Origin of the sequence: Cellulomonas sp. S1-8, assembly GCF_026184235.1 — a bacterium.
Classification (GTDB): domain Bacteria; phylum Actinomycetota; class Actinomycetes; order Actinomycetales; family Cellulomonadaceae; genus Cellulomonas.
On record NZ_CP110806.1, the window covers coordinates 4,099,974 to 4,123,998 of the forward strand.

The following is a 24,025-nucleotide window of genomic DNA, read 5'->3' on the forward strand; positions in this document are numbered from 1 at the left end:
CGCCCTGGTGAGGAGACCTCATGAGCACGCTGTTCGACCCGGTCACCGTGGGCAGGATCCCGCTGCCGTCCCGCCTGGTGATGGCCCCGATGACGCGCAACAGGGCGACCCCGCAGGGCGTCGTCACCCCGCTGACCGCCGAGTACTACGCCCAGCGCGCCGGCGCCGGCCTGATCGTCTCCGAGAGCATCCAGCCGAGCGTGCGGGGCCAGGGCTACATCCTGACCCCCGGCCTGCACAGCGCCGAGCAGGTGGCGGCCTGGCGCCTGGTCACCGACGCGGTGCACGCGAGGGGCGGCCGCATCGTCGCGCAGCTCACCCACTGCGGCCGGATCGGGCACCCGTCGCTGTACCCGGACGGCGAGCTGCCGATCGCGCCGTCCGCCGTGGCCTCCGGTGAGCAGCTGATCGGCTTCGAGGGCCCGCTGGACCACCCGACGCCGCGGGAGATGACACCCGCGGACGTCGCCACCGCCGTCCAGGAGTTCGCGCACAGCGCCCGCAACGCCGTCGAGGCCGGCTTCGACGGGGTCGAGGTGCACGGCGGCAACGGCTTCCTGGTGCACCAGTTCCTCGCCGACAACACCAACCTGCGCACCGACGCGTACGGCGGCTCCGCCACCCACCGCGCCCGCTTCGCCGTCGAGGTCGTGCGCGCGGTCGCCGACGTCGTCGGCGCCGACCGTGTCGGCATCCGCGTCTCGCCGGGCAGCCCGTACAACGGCATGGTCGAGGCCGACCCCGTCCCGGTCTACACCGCGCTGCTCGACGAGCTCGCGGGGCTCGGCATCGCGTACCTGCACGTCATCGAGATGGGCACGCGCGACCTGACCGAGCAGCTGCGGTCCGCCTGGCCCGGCACGCTGATCCTCAACCCGCACGTGACCATGGCGGTCTACCCCGCGACCGCCGAGGCGGCGCACGAGGCGATGGCCGCCGGCGTCGCCGACGCGGTGTCCCTGGCGGCCCTGTGGCTGGCCAACCCGGACCTCGACGCGCGCATCCGGGCCGGCGGTCCGTTCAACACGCCGGACCCCGCGACGTTCTACGGCGGCGACCACGTCGGGTACACCGACTACCCGGCGCTGGCGGACATCATCCCGGTGGGGCGCGCGTCGTCGGCGGGCGTACCGCTCGACCGCTGACCCGGCGCGCCGTCGCACCGGTCGCCGGAGAGGCCGTCCCTGACGTCCGGGGACGGCCTCTCGAGCGCCCGCCGCGGGAGGTCAGGCGGTCGCGCGGGTCAACGCCTCCGGGATCGGGGTGTCCCCCGCGACCAGCTCCCACTGGTGGCCGACGGCGCGGTCGTCGAGCAGCACGGCCGCGACGACCGCCGCGACGTCGGCCCGCGGGACGTCGCGGCGCGCGACCTCGTCGCCCAGCGTGACGCGCCCCGAGCCCGGCTGGTCGGTCAGGCCGCCCGGCCGCAGGATCGTCCAGCCCAGGTCGGTGGCGCGCAGCGCCTCGTCGGCGTCGCGCTTGGCGACGACGTACGCGGCCCACACGGCCGGCATGTCGTCCGTGATCGGCGCGTCGACGCCGATCGCGGACACCTGCACGAACCGCCGGACGCCCGCCAGGCGGGCACCGTCCTGCGCCTTCAGCGACCCCTCGAGGTCGACGCTGCGCTTGCGCCCCGCGTTCCCGTCCGGCCCGGCGCCGGCCGCGAACACGACCGCGTCGGCCCCGACCATCACCGACGCGAAGTCGTCCGCGTCCGACGCCTCGATGTCGAGGAGCGCGGGCTGCGTGCCCAGGGCCGCGAGCGCGTCGGCGTGCTCGGGGCGGCGGACCAGGGGCACGACCTCGTCGCCGCGGGCGACCAGCAGCGGGGCGAGCAGGCGGGCGATCTTGCCGTGGCCACCCACGACGACGACGCGCATCAGGACTTGCCGCCGGTGACGAGGATGCGGTCACCGGTGATGTACGACGACTCCTGCGACGCGAGGAAGACGTACGCGGGTGCGAGCTCGGCCGGCTGGCCCGCGCGGCCCATCGGGGTCTCGGCACCGAAGTCCTCGACCTTCTCGACGTCCATGGTCGCGGGGATCAGCGGCGTCCAGACGGGGCCGGGGCACACGGCGTTGACGCGGATGCCGTCCTCGGCGAGCTCCTGCGCGAGGCCCTTCGAGAAGTTGAGGATCGCGGCCTTGGTCGAGGCGTAGTCGAGCAGCGCGGGGCTGGGATCGAACGCCTGGATCGAGGACGTGTTGATGATCGACGCGCCCGCGCCCAGGTGCGGCAGCGCGGCCTGGGTGATCCAGAACATCGCGTAGACGTTGGTCTTCAGGACGCGGTCGAGCTGCTCGGTGGTGACGTCGGCGAGCCCGCCCGGCTGCCCCATCTGGTACGCCGCGTTGTTGACGAGGACGTCGAGCCCGCCGAGCGCCTCGGCGGCGCGGCCCGGCAGCGAGCGCGCGAGCTCCTCGTCGCGGATGTCGCCCGGCAGCGCCACGCCGCGGCGGCCCGCCTTCTCGACCCAGCCGAGCGTGACGCGGGCGTCCTCCTCCTCCTCGGGGAGGTAGGAGATCGCGACGTCGGCACCCTCGCGGGCGAACGCGATGGCGACGGCGCGGCCGATGCCGGAGTCCCCGCCGGTGATCAGGGCACGACGCCCTTCGAGGCGCCCGGAGCCGCGGTACGACTCCTCGCCGTGGTCCGGCTCGGTGTCCATGTCGTCGGTCAGCCCGGGGTGCGCGATCTGCTCGGCGCCGTGGCTGCTGGGGTCGGGCTGCTGGGTGGTGGGGTCCTGGGGGGTCGTCTGGTCGGCCATCTCTCCATCGTGCGGTCGGGGAGCGCGACCGGCATCCGGAAAAGGGGTGAGGGGCTGGTCGACCCCGGTATAATCGAGTTATACTCGCGTGATGAAGACGGCCATCTCGCTTCCCGACCACGTCGCGGCCCGCATCGACGCCAGCGCGCGGCGGCACGGGATGACGCGTTCCGAGTTCTACCGCCGCGCCGCCGAGCGGTACGCCACCGAGCTCGAGCGCTCCGACGTGACGGCGCGCATCGATGCGGCCATCAGGACCGGCGGCCAGCCCGCCGCCGACTCCGCACCCTTCCGCAGCCACGCAGCCGACGTCATCACCCAGGACGAGTGGTGATCGACCGTGGCTCCGTCTGCTGGGTCGACTTCGGCGAACCCCGGGGCAGCGAACCCGGCAAGCAGCGCCCGGCGGTCGTGGTCCAGGCCGACGACTTCAACCGTTCGGCCATCGGCACCGTCGTGGTGGTCCCTCTGACCTCGAACACGTCGCTCGCAGCGGTGCCGGGCAACGTGTTCGTCCCGCGCGTCGCCTCGGGACTCGCCAAGGACTCCGTCGCGAACGTCTCCCAGGTCACCGTGGCGTCGCGCGAGTACGTCACGTACCCCGTCGCCTCCTTGCCTGCGGACCTCGTCGCGGCGATCGACGACGGCCTGCGCCTGGTGCTCGCGCTGTGACGTCGCGGCACGGCTCGGCGGTGTCGGTGGGTCGCCGTAGCCTGCCGGTGTGATCCTGCTCGACGACGGCACCGCGACCAGCTCGACCCTGACGTACTCGGCCAGCGACCTGACGGCCGCGGCGCAGTGCGAGTACGCGGTGCTGCGCGCGCTCGACGCGCTGCTCGGACGCGGGCCTGCGGCGGAGCCGGACACCGACGTCGTCCTCGCGCGCGTCGCGCACCTCGGCGACGAGCACGAGCAGCGCGTGCTGCGAGGGCTGGTGGCGCAGTACGGCGTGTGGAAACCGGGGGCGCGCGGCGGGCTCGCGCAGGTGCCGGCGACGCGGGACCCGGGGTCGCGCACCCACCTGGCGGCCGCGCACGCGGCGACGCTGGACCGGCTCGCGTCGGCGGACGTCGTGCACCAGGCCGCGTTCTTCGACGGCCGGTTCGTCGGACGCGCCGACTTCGTGGTGCGCGACGACGACGGCGCGTGGTCCGTGCGGGACGCCAAGCTCGCGCGCAACGCCCGGCCGACGGCCCTGCTGCAGGTCGCCGCGTACGCCGACCAGCTCGCGCTCGCCGGGCTGCCGGTGGCGCGGCAGGTCGAGCTGGTGCTCGGTGACGGCGTCGTCACGCGGCACGCCGTCGCTGACCTCGTCCCCGTGTACCTGGAGCGGCGGGCACGCCTGCAGGAGATGCTCGACGCCCACCGCGCGCAGGACGCGCCCGTCGTGTGGGACGACGACCGCTGGGCGTCGTGCGGCCGGTGCGGCGTGTGCACGGCCCAGCTCGAGGCGCAGCGGGACGTCGCGCTCGTCGCCGGCGTGTACGAGCGGCAGCGGCCGCTGCTCGTCGCCGCGGGCTACCCGACGATCGACGCGCTCGCAGCCGCACCCGACGGCCTCGAGGTCGACGGGCTGAGCCCCGAGGTCGTCGAGAAGGTGCTGCTGCAGGCGCGCCTGCAGGTCGAGCAGGAGGCGCGCAACCCCGACCCGACGCACCCGACCGACGTCCCGTGGGCCGTCCCGCACCCCGACCGGATCGCCGCGCTGCTGCCGCCCGCGGACCCGGGCGACATCTTCTTCGACTTCGAGGGCGACCCCCTGTGGTTCGACGCCGCGATGGCGGGCGAGCCCGACGCCTGGGGCCTGGAGTACCTGTTCGGCGTCGTCGAGAACCCTCCCGCAACCGGTGCCGAGGCGCCGTTCGTCGCGTTCTGGGCGCACGACCGCGCCGCCGAGCGCGTCGCCCTGCGCGACTTCCTCGCCTACCTCGCGCGGCGCCGCGCACAGCACCCCGGGATGCACGTCTACCACTACGCCGCGTACGAGAAGACGACGCTGCGCAAGCTCGCCGGGCGGCACGGCGAGGGCGAGGCGCAGGTCGACGCGCTGCTGCGCGAGGGCCTGCTCGTCGACCTGTACGCCGCCGTCAAGGCGGGCGTCCGCACCGGGCAGCGGTCGGCCTCGCTGAAGAAGCTCGAGCCCCTGTACATGGCGACGGGCCGCGGCGACGGCGTGACGAACGCGGCCGACTCGATCGTCGAGTACGCCGAGGCGGTCGCCGCGCGCGACGCCGGACGCCTCGACGACTGGACCGACCGCATCAAGGCCATCGAGGTCTACAACCACTACGACTGCGACTCGACGCTCGGGCTGCGCGACTGGCTGCTCGCCCGCCTGGACGAGGCCGGGCTCGCCCCGACGCGCGCCGTCGTGCTCGACCCCGAGGCGCAGGCCCGCGCCGCCGAGCTCGCCGCCCCGGACCCGCTCGAGGACGAGCTGCTGGCGCTCGCCGGGCTCGGGCCGGGCGAGGGCGTCGTGCGCACGCCCGCGCGGCAGGCCGTCGCGCTCGTCGCCGGGGCGCTGCGGTACCACCAGCGCGAGGACAAGCCCTACTGGTGGGGTCACTTCGACCGCCTCGGCGCGCACCCGTCGGACTGGGCCGAGCGCCGCAACGTGCTGCTCGCGGACCGCCCCGGAGCGGTGGAGGTCGTCACCGACTGGCACCTGCCGGCGGGCAAGCAGGTCGAGCGGCGCGTCCTGCGGCTCACGGGCAGGCTCGAGCCCGGCAGCGACCTGCGACCGGGCGCCCAGGCCGTCGGCCTGTACGACCCTCCCCTGCCGGAGTGCGTCAAGACGTCGCTCGACGCGCCGCGCGGCTGGTGCGAGCGCATGACGGTGCTCGAGGTCACCGCCGAGGTCGACGGGACCCGACCGCGCGACGTGCTGCTGGTCGAGGAGACCCGGCCGCGCGGATCGGCGGCGTTCACCGAGCTGCCGATGGCGCTGGCACCCGCCGGGCCGATCGCGACCGCGCCGCTGCGCGAGGCGATCCGCGGGCTCGCGCAGCGGGTGCACGACGCGGCGACGTCCGGCGGCTCGGCGGCGGACGACGACGTGCCGCTGCCGCGGGCCGCGGTCCTCGACCTGGCGCGCCGCACACCGCCCCGCACCCGCTCCGGCGGGCCCCTGCCGGCGGCCGGCGGCGACCTGGTCGACGTGCTCACGCGCGCCGTGCTCGACCTCGACGACTCCTACCTCGCCGTCCAGGGACCGCCCGGGACCGGCAAGACGTACACGGGCGCCCGCGTGATCGCCGCGCTCGTCGCGCGCGGGTGGCGCGTCGGGGTGGTCGCGCAGTCGCACGCCGTCGTCGAGAACATGCTGCGGGGCGTGGCCGGCGCGGGCGTCCCCGCGGGTGCGATCGCCAAGAAGGCGCCCGCGGCATCCGACGGGCGCGCCGCCGACCCGGCGGCGCCGTGGACCTGGGTGCCGGACGCGGGCTTCGGGGCCTTCTGGGCCGCGCACCCCGGCGGTGCGCCCGGGGCCGGGGCCGTGCTCGGTGGGACGGCGTGGGACCTCGTCAACGCCAAGCGCCGTCCCACCGAGCCGCTGGACCTGCTCGTCGTCGACGAGGCCGGGCAGTTCGCGCTCGCGACGACGTTCGCGGTGGCCGGGGCGGCCCGCAACCTGCTGCTGCTGGGCGACCCGCAGCAGCTCCCGCAGGTCAGCCAGGGCACGCACCCCGAGCCGGTCGACCGCAGCGCGCTGGGCTGGCTGACGGACGGTTCCGACACGCTGCCCGCAGACCTCGGGTACTTCCTGCCCGTGACCTACCGGATGCACCCCGACCTGTGCGCGGCGGTCTCGACGCTCGCCTACGAGGGCCGGCTCGTCGCCTCACCCGGCGCGGCCGCGCGCTCGCTCGACGGCGTGCCCCCCGGTGTGCACGGCGTGCTCGTCGACCACGATGGCAACGCCGTCGCGTCGCCCGAGGAGGCCGACGTGGTCGTGCGGCTCGTCGCGGACCTCGTCGGCCGCACCTGGCGCGACCCCGGGGCGACGCCGGCGGAGCGCCCGCTGACCGCGGCGGACGTGCTGGTCGTCGCCGCCTACAACGCGCAGGTGTGGACGGTCCGGCGCGCGCTCGACGCGGCCGGGTTCACCGCGACCCGCGTCGGGACCGTCGACCGGTTCCAGGGGCAGGAGGCGCCCGTCGTGCTCGTGACGACCGCTGCGTCCTCCCCCGCGCAGGTGCCGCGCGGCCTGGACTTCCTGCTCGACCGCAACCGGATCAACGTCGCGGTGTCCCGTGGGCAGTGGGCGGCGTTCGTCGTCCGCTCGGCGCACCTGACGCGGACCCTGCCGTCCCGCCCCGAGTCCCTCGAGCGGCTGGGGGCGTTCGTCGGGCTGACGACGCGATCGGTCGTGCCGGCGCCCCCGGGCACGTAGCGTCGGGTCCCACGACGGCAGATCCGGCGACGACGACGACGAGGCGGAGGAACGATGAGCGTGGACGAGGAGTTCGAGCGCGTGCGCACGGCGCTGCGCACCGAGGAGCAGGCGCTCGCGCGGGAGTTCGAGCGGATCGACGCCGAGGCGCGGGCCGCCGTCGACGCGAGCGTCGAGCACGTGCGCGAGGAGCTGGCCACGCAGGCCGACCGCATCCGCGAGGCCCTCGAGCAGCAGCGCCAGGAGGTCGAGGCGCGCAACGAGCAGGTCCGCGCAGGCATCGAGGCCGAGGCGCACGCGCACGACGAGGTGGACGCGGACGGTTCGTCGACCGAGGACGTCGAACCGACGACGCACGTCGAGGAGACGACGCACGTCGAGCAGCCGAGCGGGGACGAGGGGGCGACGCACGTGGAGGAGACGCACGTGGAGCGGACGACCGACGTCGAGCACAGCCACCACGAGCAGCACGGTCAGCACGACGACGACGCGCACCTCACGCACGTGGACGGGCCCGAGCACGTCGAGGTGGACCACGTGACGCACGGCGGGGACTCGCCGGTCGAGACGATCGGGGACGTCGAGCGCGGGGACTGACGCGGGTCAGCGCGGGTCGCGCAGGACCAGCGCGTGCGAGAGCTTGTCGGTGAACGTCTGGCGCCGCGCGTCCCACAGCGGCCACAGCCACCCGAGGTAGAGCGGCACGCTGTTGACGAACTGCGCCATGTCCCGCACGAACGCCCACCACATGCCCAGCGGCTCGTCGGTGTCCTCGTGCACCAACCGCAGCCCGACGATCCGCTTGCCCCACGACTGCCCGGTGCGGCCCTGCAGCGCGATGCGGTTGACGAACCACAGCACGAGCGTGATCAGCGCGCCCACGCCGAAGGCCGTCACCCCGGTCTCGGTCGGCACGGTGGTGGGCCGACCGGTCACGTCCACCCCGAAGGTCGTCGTGGACTGCATGTACAGGAGGCCGACGAGGTACGGCGGGATCACGAAGAGCTGGTCGAGGGTGGACGCGAGCACGCGCCACCCCCAGTGGGCGGGGTCCCCGGTCGGCGCCCACGCGGCGGCCGGCAGGCCGGTCCCGCCGAACACGGCGGCCGACCCGAGCCGCGGCAGGTCGCCACCACCCCACGGGGACGCCACGCCCCCCGCCGTCGAGGTCAGGGCGGGAGCGTCCACGGGCTCGAGACCGGGGATCGGCTCCCCCGGCAGCCACGGGCTGGTCGCCGCGGGCGCCCACGAGCCGCCCCCCGCGCTGCCCCCGGCCGTCGCGGTGGCACTGCCACCCGACCCGGCGGACGCACCGACGGCCGTCGGGCGCGGGCGCAGGGCGGACTCCGGCAGCGGACGGGTGTGCTCGGTCCAGTCGTGCCCGTCGAACCATCGCTCCACGTCGGCGGTCACGCCGTCGTCGTACCACCCGGGGGCCGGAGCCTGTGCTGTCGTCACGTCCTGGAGCATCGGCACGTTCACCCGTGAGCGTGAGCCTGCCCGCCCACGCCGTCCCGGACGTCGCCCCGTCCCGCGGGACCCGGGTCGCACCGGCAGACTGGGGGCAGGTCGCCGCCCGACGGCGCCACGGACACGGACGGAGGGGACCGATGGGTCTCGACGACCTGGTGAACAAGGCGAAGGGTGCACTGTCCGGCCGCGAGGAGCAGGCCAAGGACGCCCTCGACAAGGCGGCCGCGGCCGTGAAGGCCCGCACCGACGACGGCACCGACTCGAAGGTCGACGAGATCGTCGACAAGGCCAAGACCTACCTGGACGACCAGAAGAAGCCCTGACCCCGGCACCCCACCGAGCGGGCGCCCCGCCCCACGCCCCGCCGAGCGCGGCACTCGACGGCCGAGCGCGGTACTCGTTCGTGCCGCGGTCGGCCGTCCTCTACCGCGCTCGGCGGGGTGGGGCCGGGGGTGGGGCCGGAGGGCGGGGCGTCAGGTGAGGGACTCGCCCGTGTGGTCGGGGAGGGCCGTGGCACCCAGCGCCGCGACGACGAACACCGCGGCGAACACCGTGAACAGCAGGGTCGTGCCGCCCAGCTCGCGCAGCTGCGGGACCGCGAGCGGTGCGAGGACGGACGCGGTGCGACCGATCCCCGCGGCCCAGCCCGCGCCGGTGGTGCGCACCCGCGTCGGGTAGAGCTCGGGGGTGACCGCGTAGAGGGCGCCCCACGCCCCCAGGTTGAAGAACGACAGCAGCAGCCCTGCGCCGACGATCTGCACGTCGCCGGACGCGGCAGCGAAGAGCCCGGCGGCGACCGCCGACCCGGCGAGGAACGCGGCGAGCGTGTTCCGCCGTCCCCACGTCTCGACGAGCACCGCCGCGGCCGCGTACCCCGGAAGCTGCCCGAGCGTGATGATCAGGGTGTACCCGAACGACCGCACGAGCGTGTGCCCGTCGGCCGCGAGCAGCGACGGCAGCCAGATGAACGCCCCGTAGTACGAGAAGTTCACGGCGAACCACACGACCCACAGTGCGGTGGTGCGACGGCGCAGCGCGGGCGCCCACAGGTCGGCGACGCGCGCCCGGGCAGGCGGCGCGGCGACAGGTGCGGCGGCGGGGTCGGCAGCGGCGAGGTCGGCAGCGGCGGGGTCGGCAGCGTCGACGGCGGGCGCAGGTGTGTGGCCGTGCGACGCCGGTGCCGCGGGCCGGCCGGCCGGGACGTCCGCGTCCACGCCCGGCAGCCCCCCGGCGCCGTCCCGCACCTGCGCGCCCGTGAGCCCCCCGTGGCCGAGGGCCGGGGACGCCTCGAGGTCGGCGACGACACGGTCGGCCTCGTCGTGCCGGCCCTGCGCCTGCAGGAAGCGCACGGACTCGGGCAGCCCGCGGCGTACGACGACCGCGTACAGCGCGGGCAGGGCGCCGAGCGCGAGCGCCCACCGCCAGCCGTCGTCGCCGACCGGGACGACGAGGTACCCGATGACGGCGGCGAGGATCCAGCCGACGGCCCAGAACGACTCGAGCAGCACGACGGCCCGGCCGCGGATGCGCGGCGGCGCGAACTCGCTGACGAGGGTGGACGCGACGGGCAGCTCGGCACCCAGGCCGAGCCCGACGACGAACCGCAGCGCCATGAGCACGGCGATGCTGCCCGCGAGCGCCGACGCCCCCGTCGCGACCCCGTAGACGAGCAGCGTGAGCGCGAACACCTGGCGGCGGCCGATCCGGTCGGCGAGCAGCCCGCCGAGCGCGGCGCCGACCGCCATGCCGACGAACCCCGCGGACGCGACCCAGCCCAGGGACGTCGCGTCGGTGCCCCACACGACGGCGAGCTGCGCGATGACGAACGAGATGAGCCCGACGTCCATCGCGTCGAACATCCACCCCACGCCGGACCCGACGAGCAGCCGGACGTGCCGCCGCGTGACGGGCAGCCCGTCGAGGCGGACGGCCGGGTCGCCGGCGTGCGCGGACGGGTCGCCTGCGCGCGGGGCGACGGGGACGTCGGGTCCGGTCACGGGACCTCCAGGGGCGCGGGCATCGAGCCGGGGGGCTCGGCGCCGTCGGGCGCGACCGGTCGGTCGCGCGGCGTCGTCGTCGGCACCGCTGGGCGATCGTCCACCCGGCGGCGCCGTCACGCCAGGCCACGCCGACGCCCACCTCCGCCTCACGACCCCGATGGATCGGAGACTGGATTGCTCTCTCGCGGGCACAGGGTGGGGCTGGGTCGACTCTCGCGGGCACAGGGTGGGGCTGGGTCGACCCTCGCGCGCACGGGGTGGGGCTGGATCGCTCTCTCGCAGGCAGGGGGTGGCCTGGCGGGGACGGGGTGGGTCAGGGGCGGGACGGGAAGATGCCCTGGAGGGCGATGCAGACGTTGATCCGCAGGTAGGGCGGCATGTTCTCGTGCGGCTGGCCGCCGCCGGTGGGGACGACCGCGCTGGGGGACATCGCGACGAGCGCCGCGGCCGGGCCGTACAGCCGCTCGCTCGCGCGGCCGCGGCGCGACTGCGCCCAGGCGGCACCGGACGGGTTGGCCCTGGTGCCGGGCGCGTCGACGGCGGGGACCGGGTGGGTGTGGGCGGGCATCTGGGCGTTCGTCAGCGTGACGCTCGCCGCGCCGGCGCGTCCCCCGAGGGCGAACGCCTGCAGGCCCGGGCCTGCGCCCGTGGCGACGGGGCTGTGGTCGACCAGGTTGGGCAGCGCGAACGTGACGCGGCCGTCGCCGCCGTAGTAGGTACCCAGCAGCGAGAACAGGGCGGTGTTCTGCTGGATCGGCAGCAGCTGCCCCTGGCAGAACGCCCAGTTCCGCGGTGCGAAGTTGCCCGCGAAGATCCGCAGCTCACCGAGGTACGGCTCGTACACGTCGTCGCCTCCTAGTCCCGGCTCGGGTAGACGCCCTGCGTCGCGATGACGAACGACAGCACCGTGTACGGGGGCATGTTGGGGTGCGGCTGCGAGCCGCCGGCCGTGCCGGTGGGCGCGGCGGCGACCTGCGGGCTCGGGGCGTACTGCGCGCGGTCGGCCGCGGCCCACGTCGCGCCCACGGGCGACGGCGTGGTGGCGGCCGACGACGTCGCGAGGGCCTGGTGCGTGTGGGGGGGCAGCTGCGAGGGCAGGAGCGTGACGTTCTCGGCTCCGCCCGTCTCGCCCACCGGCCGGGAGTACCCGGCGTGCACGGGGGCGCGGCCCCGCAGGTCCGGGAGGGCGAACGTGGTCTGCCCGTTGCCGCCGTACTGCGTGCCGAGGATGGAGAACAGCGCCTGGTGGGTGGCGATGGGCAGCAGCGCACCGTCGCAGACCCGCCAGTACGGGGGCAGCTGGGTGCCGGCCCACAGCCGGACCTCGCCCATCGTGGTGTCGTCGTCCCCCCCGGTCGGGTAGATGCCCCAGACGCAGAAGCCGAACGTGAACGCCACCACGGGCGAGCGGTTCTCGTGCGCGTTCCCGTCGCCCGCGCTGCCGAGCGCCTGCGGGGCGAGGGCGGCGGACCCCTGCGGTGCGGCGTAGGGCGCGGCGTCGGCGGCCACGGCCGCGACGCCGCCGTCGGGTGCGGTCGCCGTGGCCTGCGCGCCGGACGCGAGCAGCCCGTGCTGGTGCGCGGGCAGCTGCTGGCTCGTCAGCGTGACGGTCTCCTGCCCACCGACCTGCCCGAGCACGCGCGGCTCGCGGCCCGGGCCGGCACCGGCACCCAGCGGTGTGCGGCCGCGCAGGTCGGGCACGGCGAACGTCTGGACGCCGTCGCCGCCGTACGTGGTGCCGACGATCGTGTAGGCGACGTCGTACTCGGCGATCGAGAGCAGACGCCCGTCGCACGGCACCCAGCCCTCGGGCACGTACGCCGCACCGAACATCCGGACCTCGCCGACGAACCCGGTCACGCGGCACCTCCTGCGCGGTTGACGACGGCCTCGAGCGTGCGGCCGTCGGCCGTCACGGGGCCGAGGTAGACCCGCAGGTCGCCGTCGGGGTGACGCAGCGTGCGGGTCGCGGCGGGCAGGGCCTCGCCGTCCGAGACGAGGACGAGAGCGAACTGGCTCGCGGTCGCGGCCCGGCCGGCGAAGCCGTCGACGGCGTCGAGGACGAGCCGCGTGCCGGTCTGCGTGTCGACGAAGGTCTGGCCGACCATGCGGCCGAGCAGGTCCGCGTCGAGCGGCAGCTCGGGGAACAGCACCTGCACGCCAGCCGCGGCGCCGAGCGAGACGGCACCGGCGACGCCGGCACCGGCGGCGAGCACGGTCCGCCGGGTCACCCCCGTGGCCGCAGCCGTCCGGTTCGTGGTCACCGCTCACACCTCTTCCGGGGGGGTTCGCCGCACGGGGGCGCCCCGGCCGGTCGGCGTGAGCCTAGGAGTTTCACCCTGCCCATGGGACCTCCGACCCGGGTGAAAGTCCCTACAGTTCGCAACATGTTCCCAGGTCAGAGGGCCTTTTTCCGTCCGGTTGCTGCTGGTGTGGGGGTGTTCGTGGTGGTCACCACGGGCGCTCTGGCCGTGCCCGCGCAGGCCGCGGCGACCGTCGTCGCGGTCACGACGACCCTCGACGCGCCGGTCGGACCCGGGTGCGACGACGGCGTTCCCCTGACGACGCTGCGGGAGGCCCTGTGCTCGGCGGGTGACGACGCCGAGGCGGTCGTCGAGCTGCCCGCGGGCACCTACACGCTCACGGCGGGCGCGCTGGGCCTCGATCCCGGTGACCCGCTGGACGTGACGCTGCGCGGGGCGGGGGCGGCCACGACGGTCGTCGACGCGGCCGGTGCGTCGCGCGTCCTGGACGTCGACCCGTCGTTCGCCGGCGGCGTCGACCTGACGGTCGAGGGCGTGACCCTGCGCAACGGCGTGGGCCAGGCCGGCACCGGCGGTGGCGGCGCGATCATCGCGGGCACCGGCGACCCGGGCGCGGTCGACTCCCTGACGCTGCGCGACTGCGCCGTCACGGGCAGCCGCAACGCCCCGGGCGCCACGGGGACGTCCGTCGACGTGGGCGGTGCGGTCTCGATGACGGGCGGCACCCTGCTCGTCGAGCGCTGCACGTTCACGGACAACGTGGCGGTCGGCGCCGCGGGCGGCGCGATCGGCTTCACGGGCGTGGGCGGCACCGAGTCCGTCACGGTCGTCGACTCGGTCCTGGCGGACAACGAGGTGGACGCGACGACGGCGGCCGCCACGGTCGGCGGCGGTGCGCTGGACGTCGCCTGGGGCAGCCCGACGACGACGATCAGCGGCACGCGCCTCGCGACCAACACGGTGCGCGTCGGCGGCTCCCCGGTCGCCGGCTCCGCGGTGCGCGTCGCGGCCGGGACCGCCACGCTCACCGGCGTGGCCGTCACCGGCAACCAGGCCGTCGACGCGCCGGGCGCGATCGCGGCCGTGCACCTGGCAGACGGCACGGTCAGCGACTCGCGCTTCGTCGGCAACGTCGCGACCGTCGCGGGCGTCCCGACGCGCGTCGGTCTGAGCGGCGCGTCCAGCGCCGTGCGCACGTGGTGGGGCTGCACCGACCTCGCGGCGGACTGCGACGCGGCCGGCGGCGCGGTCACCGCGCCCCACGCGACCGTCGCGACCACCGTCGACCCGTCGTCCGCGACGGCCGGCCAGTCGGTCACGGCGACCGTCGGCGTGCAGCTCTCCGACGCCTCGGCGCCGAGCGCCGCGCTGCAGGGCGCGATGGCGGGCGCGCCCGTGACCTGGGCCGGCGCGACGTTCGCGACGACCGACGACGTCCTGGGCGCGGACGGCACCGCCGCGGCGACGTTCACGGCCACCGGCGCGACCACGATCACCTCGACCGTCGACGGCGTGGGGTCCGACGCCGCGCTGGCCGTGTCGGTGCCGCCCGCGATCACGGGCGGCCCGACGGACGCCACGGTCCCCGAGGGCGGGACCGCGACCTTCTCGGCCTCCGCGAGCGGCACCCCGACCCCGACCGTGCAGTGGCAGCGGCGCGCCGACCCGTCGTCCGACTGGGCGGCGGTCACCGGCGCGACGGGGACGGTCCTCGTCCTGACGGACCGGGCCCGCGCCGACCACGGCAGCCAGGTGCGCGCGGTCTTCACCAACACGGTGAGCACGGCCACGACGTCGCCCGCGACGCTGTCCGTCACGCACGGTCCCGTCGACGTCGTCGGTCCGGACCACGTCGCCGGGGGGATCGGCGACGTGGTGACGTTCACGGCGAGCGCGTCGGGTCACCCCGCACCGACCGTGCAGTGGCAGACGTCGCCCGACGGCACGTCGTGGACCGACGTCGACGGCGCGACGTCCTGGACCCACACCCGCACCCTGGGGGCGGACGACCACGGTCTGCACGTGCGGGCCGTCGCGAGCGGCACCGACGGCGACGTCCCCACCGCTGCGGCGCGGGTGACGCTGCAGGTCGCCCCCGCGGTCACGACCCCGCCCGCCGACTCGACGGTGGACGTCGGGGCGACCGCGACGTTCACGGTGGAGGGCACGGGGACGCCCGCCCCGACGGTCCGCTGGGAGCGGCTCGCGCCCGGCGCGAGCACCTGGGCGACGTTCGGCGGCGCCACCACGACCGTCACGCTCGACGACGTCACGGCGGCCCAGGACGGCACGCAGGTGCGGGCCGTCCTGACCAACCCGCACGGCACGGCGACGAGCGACCCGGCGACCCTGCGCGTCTCGTACGGCCCGACGTACACGCTGCAGCCGCAGCCCGTGACGGGCGCGGTCGGGGACGTCGCGACGTTCACGGCAGCCGCCGCCGGGTACCCGACGCCGAGCGTGCAGTGGCAGACGTCGGCCGACGGCCTGGGGTGGTCCGACGTCGTCGGCGCGACGTCGTGGACGTACACGCGCACGCTGACCGAGGCGGACGACGGCCTGCGGGTCCGGGCGCTGGCGTCCGGGTGGTCCGGGTCGGCGGCGTCGACCGCCGTCCTCGTGACCGTCCGCTACGCACCGACGGTCACGGACCCGGCCGACACCACCGTCGACGCGGGCGGTGACGCGACGTTCACCGTCGCCGTCACGGGCTCCCCCGCGCCGACGGTCGCCTGGCAGCGCCGCGCCGCGGGTGCGACCGCGTGGACCGACGCGGGCGGGTCGGGCACGTCGCTGCAGCTCGACGACGTGACGGCCGCCGACGACGGCACGCAGGTGCGCGCGGTGGTCACCAGCACGCTCGGCACGGCGACCAGCGCGGCCGCGACCCTGACGGTCCGCTACGCCCCGACGTTCACCGCGCAGCCGCAGGCCGTCACGGGCCTGGCGGGCGACGCGGCGACGTTCACCGCGGCCGCGTCGGCCAACCCGGCCGCGACGCCGACGTGGGAGACGTCGAGCGACGGGGTGACGTGGACGCCCGTCGCCGACGCGACCGCGTGGACGTACACGCGCACGCTGACCGACGAGGACCACGGCCTGCTCGTGCGGGCCGTCGCGACGAACACGCTGGGGGTCGCCGCCTCGGCGGCGGCGCTCGTCACGGTCGAGGCCGTGCCCGCCGTCACCGCGCAGCCCGCCGACGCGACCGTCGACCTCGGTGGGTCGGCGACCTTCGAGGTGCAGGTCAGCGGGCGTCCGACGCCCGACGTGACCTGGCAGACGGAGGTCGACGGCGACTGGGTCGACGTCCCGGACGCGACCGGCACGACGCTCGTCGTGGCCGGCACGGACGCCGCGCACGGCACCCGCTACCGCGCCGTCGCGACCAGCACCCGCGGCACCGCGACGTCCGACCCCGCCACGCTGCAGGTGCTCGTCGCACCGACCGTGACGGACCCGCAGGACGTCGCGACCGCCCCGGGCGAGGAGGTCACGTTCACCGTGGACGTCACCGGCCGTCCGCTGCCGGACGTCACGTGGGAGGCGTCGTCCGACGGCGCCGCGTGGGCGCCCGTCGGCACCGGCACGACGCTGCGGTTCACGGCCACGCCCGCCGACGACGGGCTGCTGCTGCGGGCCGTCGCCACCGCCACTCTGGCGGGCGGCCCGGTCACCGTGACGAGCGCCCCGGCCGAGCTGGTCGTCGCCGCCGTGCCCGTGTTCCTCGCGGGCCCCGGCGCCCTGACGACCGTCACCGCGGGCGTCCCGACGACGCTGGAGTGGACGGTCCTCGCGGCCGACGCGACCGCGGCGTGGGACGTCTCGCGCGACGGCGGTGCGACGTGGGCGCCCGTCCCGGTCGGCTGGACCGCCGGCACGCGGGCGCCGCTCGGGGCACGCGCCGCCGGACCGGCCGTGACGACCGTGCACACGCTCGCGCTCACACCCACGGTCGCGGACGAGGGCGCGCTCGTGCGGCTCACCGTCACCTCGCCCGGTGGTGCGGCACGCGCGAGCACCGTGCTCGACATCGCGGCCGTGCCCGACCCGGGCACGGGCGGCGGGACGGGCGGCACCGGTGGGACCGGTGGGACCGGCGGCACGGGCGGGACCGGCGGCGGGGCGGGCACCGGCGCGACCGGCGGCGCGACCGGCTCGACCGGCGCGGCCGGGACCGGCGCCACCGGCGCCGACGCGGCCTCGCTGTCCGCCACCGGCACCGACGCGCTGCGCCTGCTGGCGCTCGGCGCCCTGCTCGCCGCGGCGGGCGTCGTCGTCCTCGTCGCCACGACCCGGCGCCGCGAGCAGCGCGCCTGACGGACGTCGGCCGGCGCGTCGTGCCGCTACGACGCGTCGGCCGGCAGCACCTGGAAGACGGGGTGGTCGGCGGCGACGGCCTCGAACGCCTCGACCGGCTCGTGCCGGTCGACGCCCACGTGCGGGCGGGTGCCGGGTGCGACCTGGACGATCCGGCGGATGACCGGGGCGCGCTCCTCGACCGGCACCTCGACGAGCCTGACCCGGCGCGCCCGACCGTGCCGCAGCACGGCGTGGCCGTCGGCGGCGCGGACGTTCCACACCCAGGCGCACTCGCCGAGCATCGACACCAGGTACCAGCGTCCGTCGACGTCGGCCATGCCGAGCGGGAAGCGCGTGGGCTTGCCGCTGCGTCGGCCCGGCACCTCGAGGGTCACCCAGCGGGCGGGGGTCAGCCACGTCCCGTGGAGCGCGGAGTAGAACCGCGCCGCCCGCCGCGCGAACGCGTCGCCGCGGCCGCCCGCGTAGTGCCGGCGCAGCCGTTCCGCGCGCGCCTGCTCGAACCACCCCATCGCAGCCCCCTGCTCGTGTCGTCGTCGTCGACGCCGTCGTCGATCCTCGCGTGCCGCGGTGCGCCGGTCGAGGGGCGCAGGTCCCGGCGGGCGGGACGCGTCGCAGTCAGCCCAGCAGGCGGGCGACGAGGCGCGTCGCGGTCACCCCAGCAGGCGGGCGACGAGGCGCGCGCCGGCGGCGGGCGTGTCGTGCGCGGCGCCCAGCAGGCGGGAGCCGAGGGGCGCGACGTTGAGGACGGCGACGATGCCGAGGGTCGTGTCGCGGTCGTCCTGCGTGGTGCCAGGGTCGGGCTCGCGGCCGTCGCGGGCGTCGCGGGCGCGCCGCAGGTCGGCGACGTGGTCGGTGAGCGCGTCGAAGGCGCGGGCGTGGACGGCGGCCAGCTCGCCGGACTCGTCGGGGTGGCGCAGCGCGTAGGCGAGCAGCTCCAGGGACAGCAGCAGGCGCGGGTCGTCGGCGCTGCGGGCGAGGGCGGCGGTGAGCGCGTCGACGTCGACGCCGTCGGGTCCGACGCCGGGGACCGTGTGGGTGGCCGGGTCGCCGGCGGCGGCGAGGTGGGCGCGCGCGACGGCGAGGAACAGCTCGCGCTTGGAGCCGAAGTGCGCGTAGACGGCGCCCTTGGTGTAGCCGGCCTGCGCGGCGACGTCGTCGACGGACGCACCCTCGTAGCCCTGGGCGGCGAAGACGCGCGCAGCGGAGTCGAGCAGGTCGGCGCGGGTGCGGTCGACCTTGCGGCGGCGGCGGTCGTCGGTCGCGGCCGCGGCGCCGGTGAGGGACTCGGAGACGTCGGCGAGCTCGCGGGCGACCTCGCGCAGGCCCTGCGCGACGGCGTCGCCGACGTCGGGGACGCTCTGGCGGGCCTGGGCCCCGAGCGCGCGCGTGAGCTGGGTGGCCGCGTCGGCGAGGGCGCGGCTGGCGGCGGTGAGGCGGTCGCGGTCGTCGGCCATGGCGCCAGCGTACGCGACGACATACCGCTGGGTTGATACCGATTGGAACCCGGAGTACCGTCCGTCACGTACCAGTGAGTATGACGAGGAGGCGGACATGGGCGGGACGGACGTGCTGCGGGTCCGCGGACTGCGCAAGCGGTACCGCGGACGTCGCGGCGTGCAGGCGAACGACGGCATCGACCTCGACGTGCCGGCCGGCCAGGTCGTCGGCCTGCTCGGCCACAACGGCGCCGGCAAGACGACGCTCGTGCACCAGGTCGTGGGGCTCGTCCGGCCCGACGCGGGCACGATCACCGTCACCGGCGTCGACGCGGTGGCCCACCCCGACCAGGCGCGCCGCCTCGTGTCGATCCAGGCGCAGGCCAACGTCCCGATCAGCGGCCTGACGCCACGGCGCGCCGTCGAGCTCGTCGGCCGCATCCGCGGCGCCACGCCCGCCGACGTGCGCACCCGCACCGCCGAACTGCTCGACGCCCTCGACCTGCGCCCCTGGGCCGACACCCCGGCCGAGAAGATCTCCGGCGGGATCGCCCGCCTCACCGCGTTCGCCATGACGGCCGTCGTCCCGGGCCGGCTCGTCGTGCTCGACGAGCCCACCAACGACGTCGACCCCGTGCGCCGCCGCATGCTCTGGGAGCAGATCCGCGGGCTCGCCGACGCCGGCCACGGCGTCCTGCTCGTCACGCACAACGTGCGCGAGGCCGAGCGCGTCGTCGACCACCTCGCGATCCTCGACCACGGCGTCGTCCTGGCCACCGACACCCCCGCCGGCCTCACCGCGCGCCTGCGCGGCACCCTCACCCTCGAGGTCGACGCCCCGGCCGGACCGGTGCGCTGGCACCCCGCCGCCACCGACGCCACGTCCGGCCACCTGCGCTCGACCGCGACCGTCCCGGCCGACGCCGCCGCGGACGTCGTGCGCTGGGCGCAGGACGAGGTCGATGCCGGACGCCTCGAGCGCTACGCCCTGACCCCGGCGTCCCTCGAGGACGTCTACGTGAAGCTCGTGGGAGCGGGCGCCGACGAGCAGGAGGTGAAGGTCGCATGACCACGCTCACCGACGGAGGGCGCACCGCGCTCCGCGAGGGAGGTCGCACCGCGCTCCGCGAGGGCACGCGCCAGACGCTGCTGCTCGCGCAGTGGCAGCTGCGCCGGCAGCAGCAGTTCCTGCCGCTGATGGTCGTCGTGCAGGTGTTCATGGCCGTCGCCACCGTCGTGGGCTACGGGCTGCTCGTCGGCGACCCCGACCCCCTGACCGCCCTGTACCTGGCCACCGGCGCGCCGACGGTCACGCTCATCACCGTCGGCCTGGTCATGACGCCGCAGATGGTCGCGCAGGCCCGCACCGAGGGGTCGCTCGACTGGATGCGCACGCTGCCCGTGCCGCGCGTCGCGTTCCTGCTGTCCGACCTGCTGGTCTGGACGCTGATCGCGCTGCCCGGCATGGCGATCGGCATCGTCGCCGGGGCGCTGCGGTACGACATCGCGCTGTCCCTCGCGCCGTGGTTCCTGCCCGCGACCGTGCTCGTGTCGCTGACCGCCGCCGCCGTCGGGTATGCCATGGCCACGGTGCTGCCGCCGCAGATCGCGATGCTGGTGACGCAGATGCTCGTGTTCGTCGTCCTGCTGTTCTCGCCCGTCTCCTACCCCGCCGAGCGCATGCCCGCGTGGCTGGCGAGCGCGCACGAGTGGCTGCCCATCGAGCCCATGGCGCAGCTCGTCCGTGCCGGCCTCGCGCAGGACGTGTTCGCGATGCCCACGCGATCCCTCGTCGTGCTGATCGCGTGGGCCGTCGCGTCGCTCGTCGCGGCGTCGGTGGCGCTGCAGCGGCGCGCCTGAGTCGCCAGGCTGCCGCTGACAGGCTGCCGCTGACAGGCTGCCGCTTACAGGCTCCCGCTGCTGCTGCCCATCGGGCGGACCGGCGGCACGACCAGCACGGGGCGGTCCTCCGCCGAGACGTCGGCGCCCGTGTCACCGGGCACGTCGTCGGGCGCGGGGTCGGCGGTCGGCTCGGTCGCGCTGACGGGGTCCGGGACCTCGTCGGGCATCGGGGTGACGGTGTCGTCGGGGACGGACATCGGTGGCCTCCCTGGGCGTCGGTGACCTCGATCGTGGCACGCGTCGCGTCCGGTGTCGCCCGGGAGCACGGAGCACCTGTCACGTGCTGAGCCGACAGCCCTTCCTGCCGTGCTCCGCGTCGGCGGGGCGACCACCCCGCCGACGCGGATCTCCGACCTCACATGCTCGGATACACCTCGTACGTCGTGTCGGCCGGGAGCGGCGCGAGGAACGTCACCTCAAAGCGAGCCTGACCGCCGACGGGCAACCGATCGACGAACGTGAGCTCGGAGCCGACGATCTGACCCTGCGCATTGCGGGCGATCACGTCGACCTGCACGGAGGCCTGCTCCTCCACGAAGGACCCGGAGAGGTTGCCACCGACCTTCGTCGACCACTCGTCGCTGGCAGCCGCCACATCGGCGACCGCGAAGGCTCCGAGCTCCGACTCGTGCAGCGCGTCCGCGACCTCGGGCCCCCGGACGTCCAGGTGGTCCAGCACGTTGGAACCGACGTCGAAGAAGCTGCCGGTCAACGCGACCCGACCCGGCAGCAGGTTCACGTAGCTCGACCCGGTGTCGAGGATCGTCCCGTCGGCACCCACCGCCTCCACATCGAAGCCCGCCAAGGGGTAGACGTGTTCCGGGTTCGGGTTGTCGATGATGACCACGTACCACCAGATGGTGGGGTCGTAGGTGTTCTGGCCGAAGGCCACCTCGACCACCGAGACGTCGCCGACCGCCGGTGCAGCAGGTGCGTCCGCGACCTCGTCCTCCTCGTCGACCGTCGCCTCCTGCGTCGTGGTGCCTCCGAGCTGCTCCGTCGCCGTGCCGTCGAGGTCATCGACGAACTCGTCGATCGCGCGGCCGTAGGCGTTCTGCGTGACGATCACGAGCACGAGCGACACGAGCGAGATGATGACTGACGCAATGGCCATGCCCTTGCCCGGACGGCCCTTGCGCGCGGCGCCGACCAGGCCGACGATGCCGAGGACGAGGCCTCCGACAGCGAGCAAGGCGGCGAAGTTGTTGATGATCGGCACCCAGCTCAGCAGGAGCGCCACGAGCGAGACGACCAGTGCGGTGATCACCAGACCCTTGCCCCCAGGCGGCGGACCTGCCGGGTTCACCGCGTAGGCCAGGCCCGGCGGCGGCGCGGCGACCGGAGGCGTGCCGTACGGCGGCGGCGGGGGAGGGCCCTGCGGGACCTGCGGCGATGCCATCCCGGAGTCGTTCGTGCTCATGCTCTTCGTCACCTCTGCACATCGTGGGAAACAGAACGTCACCTGGTGCATCGGCCGCCCCGGCAGCTCAGGTGAGGCGCTGCGACCTGGGCTCTCGTCACACCTCCCTGGGGGGACGGCGTCATCCTCACGGCGTACTCGCGCCGACGCCACGGATGGTCCTCGCGGGCGTCCCGGGGGGCAGGGGTGCGTCCGTACGTTCGAGTCACACCCGAACGAGGAGGACGCATGATCCAGGCCGATGGTCTGACCAAGCGGTACGACACCAAGACCGTGGTCGACGGCATGACCTTCACGGTCCAGCCCGGCAAGGTCACGGGCTTCCTGGGCCCCAACGGCGCCGGCAAGTCGACGACGATGCGCATGGTGGTGGGGCTCGACCGCCCCAGCGCCGGCCGCGTCACCGTCAACGGCAAGCCGTACGCGCAGCACCGCGCGCCGCTCGGCGAGGTCGGCGCGCTGCTCGACGCGAAGGCCGTGCACGGCGGGCGGTCCGCCCGCGCGCACCTGCTCGCCCTGGCCACGACGCACGGCATCGCGCCGCGGCGCGTCGACGAGGTCATCGAGCTCACCGGCCTGACGTCCGTCGCCCGGCAGCGCGCCGGCCGGTTCTCGCTCGGCATGGGGCAGCGCCTCGGCATCGCCGCCGCGCTGCTCGGCGACCCGCAGACGCTCATCCTCGACGAGCCCGTCAACGGCCTCGACCCCGAGGGCGTCCTGTGGGTCCGCACCCTGCTGCGCGGGCTCGCCGCCGAGGGCCGGACCGTGTTCCTGTCCTCGCACCTCATGTCCGAGATGGCGCTCACGGCGGACCACCTGATCGTCATCGGACGCGGGCGGATCGTCGCCGACGCGCCCGTCTCCGAGGTCGTCGCCCGCGCCGGCACGTCGACCGTGCGCGTGCGCACCCCCGACGCCGCGCGCCTCGCCGCGCTCCTCAGCCGCGACCCGGGCCTCGAGGTCCGGTCCACCGGCGCCGACCTGCTCGACGTCACCGGCAGCACACCCCCCGCCATCGCGGCCCTCGCCGCCGGGGCGGGGATCGTCCTGCACGAGCTCGCGCCCGTGCAGGCGTCCCTCGAGGACGCCTACCTGCAGCTCACCGGCGGTGAGGTCGAGTACCGCTCCGCCCCGACCGACGCGACCACGCACCCCCGACACACCGCAGGAGCCCCCCGATGACCACCGCCTCCTCCCCCGCCACCGTGCCCGCCGTCCGCGCCCGGACCCGGACCGTCGTGCAGCCCGTCACGTTCCCCCGGCTTCTCGCCGCCGAGTGGGTCAAGCTCCGCTCGTTGCGCTCCACGTGGTGGGCGCTCGCGCTGGCCCTCGCGTTCTTCCCGCTCCTCGGCGCCATGCGCAGCGCGAGCATCGCCACGATCGCCGACGACGCCCCCGCCGGCTCCTTCGTCGGTCCCGTGTACGTGACGTCCGGGGTCAGCCTCGCGCTCCTCGTCCTGTGCGGGCTCGCGGTCGTCGTCATCACCGCGGAGTACCGCACCGGACAGATCCGCTCGACGCTCACCGCCGCCCCCGCGCGCCTCCCGGTGCTGTGGGCCAAGCTCCTCGTGGTCGTCGGGGTGGCCTTCGCGACGGCCGTCGTCGGCACCGTCATCGGCTGGGCCGCGTCCGCGCCCTGGTTCGAGGACGCCGGCATGACCGTCGACCTCCTCGACCCCGAGCACGCGCGCATCATGCTCGGCGTGCCGCTGTACCTCGCCGCGATGACGGCCCTCGCGTACGCCATCGGTGCGATCGTCCGCAGCTCCGCCGCCGGCATCGCGTCGGTGCTGGGCCTCGTGTTCGTCGTCGAGCCCGCGTTCGCCTACATCCCGTTCGAGCCGCTGCAGCAGTTCGCCGCCTACCTGCCCACGGCCGCCGGTGCACGGCTCATCACCTCGGACTCCCTCGGTTCCATCGTCACCGGGTCGCAGGTCACCACCCTGAGCCCGTGGGCCGGGTTCGGTGTCCTGCTGGTCTGGGTGACCGTGCTCCTGGTCGTGGCCTCCGTGCTGCTGCGCCGCCGGGACGCCTGACGTGACCT

At 75.5% G+C, this 24,025-nt stretch carries 22 protein-coding genes; 11 read left to right on the top strand and 11 right to left on the bottom strand.

What is annotated here, in order from left to right; genetic code table 11:
• Nucleotides 1-20 precede the first annotated feature (20 nt).
• Nucleotides 21-1,145, top strand: coding sequence for an alkene reductase (locus tag OKX07_RS18455; RefSeq protein WP_265629459.1), 1,125 nt, complete (start codon nucleotides 21-23; stop codon nucleotides 1,143-1,145).
• A gap of 81 nt (nucleotides 1,146-1,226) precedes the next feature.
• On the opposite strand, the gene OKX07_RS18460 is transcribed toward OKX07_RS18455, so the two are convergent.
• Nucleotides 1,227-1,883, bottom strand: a complete 657-nt coding sequence (locus tag OKX07_RS18460) for an SDR family oxidoreductase (protein ID WP_265629460.1) — start codon at nucleotides 1,881-1,883, stop codon at nucleotides 1,227-1,229.
• Nucleotides 1,883-2,773 (bottom strand): SDR family oxidoreductase, encoded by an 891-nt coding sequence (locus OKX07_RS18465; RefSeq protein WP_322746800.1) that lies wholly within the window; start codon nucleotides 2,771-2,773, stop codon nucleotides 1,883-1,885. The genes OKX07_RS18460 and OKX07_RS18465 overlap by 1 nt, the downstream gene beginning before the upstream one ends.
• Before the next feature lie 91 nt (nucleotides 2,774-2,864).
• Here OKX07_RS18465 and OKX07_RS18470 point away from each other — a divergent pair, with 91 nt between their 5' ends.
• Genes OKX07_RS18470 through OKX07_RS18485 form a run of 4 tightly spaced genes read left to right on the top strand, consistent with a single transcriptional unit; the run spans nucleotide 2,865 to nucleotide 7,760 of the window.
• On the top strand, nucleotides 2,865-3,107 hold the full coding sequence (locus OKX07_RS18470) for a ribbon-helix-helix protein, CopG family (RefSeq protein ID WP_265629461.1): 243 nt from the start codon (nucleotides 2,865-2,867) through the stop codon (nucleotides 3,105-3,107).
• Nucleotides 3,104-3,445, top strand: a complete 342-nt coding sequence (locus tag OKX07_RS18475) for a type II toxin-antitoxin system PemK/MazF family toxin (RefSeq protein ID WP_265629462.1) — start codon at nucleotides 3,104-3,106, stop codon at nucleotides 3,443-3,445. Before OKX07_RS18470 ends, OKX07_RS18475 begins: the two co-directional genes overlap by 4 nt.
• Before the next feature lie 49 nt (nucleotides 3,446-3,494).
• Complete coding sequence (locus OKX07_RS18480; RefSeq protein WP_265629463.1) at nucleotides 3,495-7,163, top strand: TM0106 family RecB-like putative nuclease; 3,669 nt, start codon at nucleotides 3,495-3,497, stop codon at nucleotides 7,161-7,163.
• A 54-nt stretch (nucleotides 7,164-7,217) separates the two neighbouring features.
• A complete protein-coding gene (locus OKX07_RS18485; RefSeq protein ID WP_265629464.1) occupies nucleotides 7,218-7,760 on the top strand; it encodes a hypothetical protein in 543 nt (180 codons plus the stop codon).
• 6 nt (nucleotides 7,761-7,766) lie between these two features.
• Here OKX07_RS18485 and OKX07_RS18490 read toward each other — a convergent pair whose 3' ends face one another.
• Nucleotides 7,767-8,621, bottom strand: coding sequence for an RDD family protein (locus OKX07_RS18490; RefSeq protein ID WP_265629465.1), 855 nt, complete (start codon nucleotides 8,619-8,621; stop codon nucleotides 7,767-7,769).
• A 152-nt stretch (nucleotides 8,622-8,773) separates the two neighbouring features.
• Here OKX07_RS18490 and OKX07_RS18495 point away from each other — a divergent pair, with 152 nt between their 5' ends.
• The gene (locus OKX07_RS18495; RefSeq protein WP_265629466.1) at nucleotides 8,774-8,959 is read left to right on the top strand and encodes an Rv0909 family putative TA system antitoxin; all 186 of its coding nucleotides are present in this window, start codon (nucleotides 8,774-8,776) and stop codon (nucleotides 8,957-8,959) included.
• Between the two features lie 150 nt (nucleotides 8,960-9,109).
• Here OKX07_RS18495 and OKX07_RS18500 read toward each other — a convergent pair whose 3' ends face one another.
• From OKX07_RS18500 to OKX07_RS18515, 4 genes are all read right to left on the bottom strand, one after another.
• Complete coding sequence (locus tag OKX07_RS18500; RefSeq protein ID WP_265629467.1) at nucleotides 9,110-10,633, bottom strand: MFS transporter; 1,524 nt, start codon at nucleotides 10,631-10,633, stop codon at nucleotides 9,110-9,112.
• Between the two features lie 316 nt (nucleotides 10,634-10,949).
• Nucleotides 10,950-11,480 carry a phage tail protein gene (locus tag OKX07_RS18505; protein WP_265629468.1) on the bottom strand — a complete coding sequence of 177 codons (531 nt, stop codon included), beginning with the start codon at nucleotides 11,478-11,480 and terminating at the stop codon, nucleotides 10,950-10,952.
• A gap of 11 nt (nucleotides 11,481-11,491) precedes the next feature.
• Nucleotides 11,492-12,496, bottom strand: a complete 1,005-nt coding sequence (locus tag OKX07_RS18510) for a phage tail protein (RefSeq protein ID WP_265629469.1) — start codon at nucleotides 12,494-12,496, stop codon at nucleotides 11,492-11,494.
• Entirely contained in the window at nucleotides 12,493-12,900 is a 408-nt protein-coding gene (locus tag OKX07_RS18515) for a hypothetical protein (RefSeq protein WP_265629470.1), read from the bottom strand. The genes OKX07_RS18510 and OKX07_RS18515 overlap by 4 nt, the downstream gene beginning before the upstream one ends.
• Before the next feature lie 174 nt (nucleotides 12,901-13,074).
• Between OKX07_RS18515 and OKX07_RS18520 the strand changes: the two genes are divergently transcribed.
• On the top strand, nucleotides 13,075-17,220 hold the full coding sequence (locus tag OKX07_RS18520; RefSeq protein ID WP_265629471.1) for a hypothetical protein: 4,146 nt from the start codon (nucleotides 13,075-13,077) through the stop codon (nucleotides 17,218-17,220).
• 26 nt (nucleotides 17,221-17,246) lie between these two features.
• Here the strand turns inward: OKX07_RS18520 and OKX07_RS18525 are convergent, their stop codons facing one another.
• Together OKX07_RS18525 and OKX07_RS18530 are read right to left on the bottom strand one after the other, a co-directional pair.
• Nucleotides 17,247-17,732 (bottom strand): nitroreductase/quinone reductase family protein, encoded by a 486-nt coding sequence (locus OKX07_RS18525; RefSeq protein WP_265629472.1) that lies wholly within the window; start codon nucleotides 17,730-17,732, stop codon nucleotides 17,247-17,249.
• 141 nt (nucleotides 17,733-17,873) lie between these two features.
• Nucleotides 17,874-18,677 (bottom strand): TetR/AcrR family transcriptional regulator, encoded by an 804-nt coding sequence (locus OKX07_RS18530; protein WP_265629473.1) that lies wholly within the window; start codon nucleotides 18,675-18,677, stop codon nucleotides 17,874-17,876.
• 97 nt (nucleotides 18,678-18,774) lie between these two features.
• On the opposite strand from OKX07_RS18530, the gene OKX07_RS18535 reads away from it, so the two are divergent.
• Both OKX07_RS18535 and OKX07_RS18540 read left to right on the top strand, forming a co-directional pair.
• Entirely contained in the window at nucleotides 18,775-19,728 is a 954-nt protein-coding gene (locus OKX07_RS18535) for an ABC transporter ATP-binding protein (protein WP_265629474.1), read from the top strand.
• On the top strand, nucleotides 19,725-20,519 hold the full coding sequence (locus OKX07_RS18540; protein WP_265629475.1) for an ABC transporter permease: 795 nt from the start codon (nucleotides 19,725-19,727) through the stop codon (nucleotides 20,517-20,519). Before OKX07_RS18535 ends, OKX07_RS18540 begins: the two co-directional genes overlap by 4 nt.
• A gap of 44 nt (nucleotides 20,520-20,563) precedes the next feature.
• On the opposite strand, the gene OKX07_RS18545 is transcribed toward OKX07_RS18540, so the two are convergent.
• A complete protein-coding gene (locus tag OKX07_RS18545; protein WP_265629476.1) occupies nucleotides 20,564-20,758 on the bottom strand; it encodes a hypothetical protein in 195 nt (64 codons plus the stop codon).
• A 158-nt stretch (nucleotides 20,759-20,916) separates the two neighbouring features.
• On the bottom strand, nucleotides 20,917-22,032 hold the full coding sequence (locus OKX07_RS18550) for a DUF4190 domain-containing protein (RefSeq protein ID WP_265629477.1): 1,116 nt from the start codon (nucleotides 22,030-22,032) through the stop codon (nucleotides 20,917-20,919).
• Between the two features lie 177 nt (nucleotides 22,033-22,209).
• On the opposite strand from OKX07_RS18550, the gene OKX07_RS18555 reads away from it, so the two are divergent.
• Complete coding sequence (locus tag OKX07_RS18555) at nucleotides 22,210-23,163, top strand: ABC transporter ATP-binding protein (protein WP_265629478.1); 954 nt, start codon at nucleotides 22,210-22,212, stop codon at nucleotides 23,161-23,163.
• Nucleotides 23,160-24,017 carry an ABC transporter permease gene (locus tag OKX07_RS18560; protein ID WP_265629479.1) on the top strand — a complete coding sequence of 286 codons (858 nt, stop codon included), beginning with the start codon at nucleotides 23,160-23,162 and terminating at the stop codon, nucleotides 24,015-24,017. Before OKX07_RS18555 ends, OKX07_RS18560 begins: the two co-directional genes overlap by 4 nt.
• Nucleotides 24,018-24,025: the final 8 nt, after the last annotated feature.

Bases quoted from the DNA above. Each gene is read 5' to 3' on its own strand.
- OKX07_RS18465 (WP_322746800.1), bottom strand. From the start codon at position 2,773: ATGGCCGACCAGACGACCCCCCAGGACCCCACCACCCAGCAGCCCGAC.
- OKX07_RS18495 (WP_265629466.1), top strand. From the start codon at position 8,774: ATGGGTCTCGACGACCTGGTGAACAAGGCGAAGGGTGCACTGTCCGGC.
- OKX07_RS18560 (WP_265629479.1), top strand. From the start codon at position 23,160: ATGACCACCGCCTCCTCCCCCGCCACCGTGCCCGCCGTCCGCGCCCGG.
- OKX07_RS18460 (WP_265629460.1), bottom strand. From the start codon at position 1,883: ATGCGCGTCGTCGTCGTGGGTGGCCACGGCAAGATCGCCCGCCTGCTC.
- OKX07_RS18530 (WP_265629473.1), bottom strand. From the start codon at position 18,677: ATGGCCGACGACCGCGACCGCCTCACCGCCGCCAGCCGCGCCCTCGCC.
- OKX07_RS18545 (WP_265629476.1), bottom strand. From the start codon at position 20,758: ATGTCCGTCCCCGACGACACCGTCACCCCGATGCCCGACGAGGTCCCG.
- OKX07_RS18470 (WP_265629461.1), top strand. From the start codon at position 2,865: ATGAAGACGGCCATCTCGCTTCCCGACCACGTCGCGGCCCGCATCGAC.
- OKX07_RS18555 (WP_265629478.1), top strand. From the start codon at position 22,210: ATGATCCAGGCCGATGGTCTGACCAAGCGGTACGACACCAAGACCGTG.
- OKX07_RS18540 (WP_265629475.1), top strand. From the start codon at position 19,725: ATGACCACGCTCACCGACGGAGGGCGCACCGCGCTCCGCGAGGGAGGT.
- OKX07_RS18485 (WP_265629464.1), top strand. From the start codon at position 7,218: ATGAGCGTGGACGAGGAGTTCGAGCGCGTGCGCACGGCGCTGCGCACC.
- OKX07_RS18455 (WP_265629459.1), top strand. From the start codon at position 21: ATGAGCACGCTGTTCGACCCGGTCACCGTGGGCAGGATCCCGCTGCCG.
- OKX07_RS18525 (WP_265629472.1), bottom strand. From the start codon at position 17,732: ATGGGGTGGTTCGAGCAGGCGCGCGCGGAACGGCTGCGCCGGCACTAC.
- OKX07_RS18550 (WP_265629477.1), bottom strand. From the start codon at position 22,032: ATGCACCAGGTGACGTTCTGTTTCCCACGATGTGCAGAGGTGACGAAG.
- OKX07_RS18535 (WP_265629474.1), top strand. From the start codon at position 18,775: ATGGGCGGGACGGACGTGCTGCGGGTCCGCGGACTGCGCAAGCGGTAC.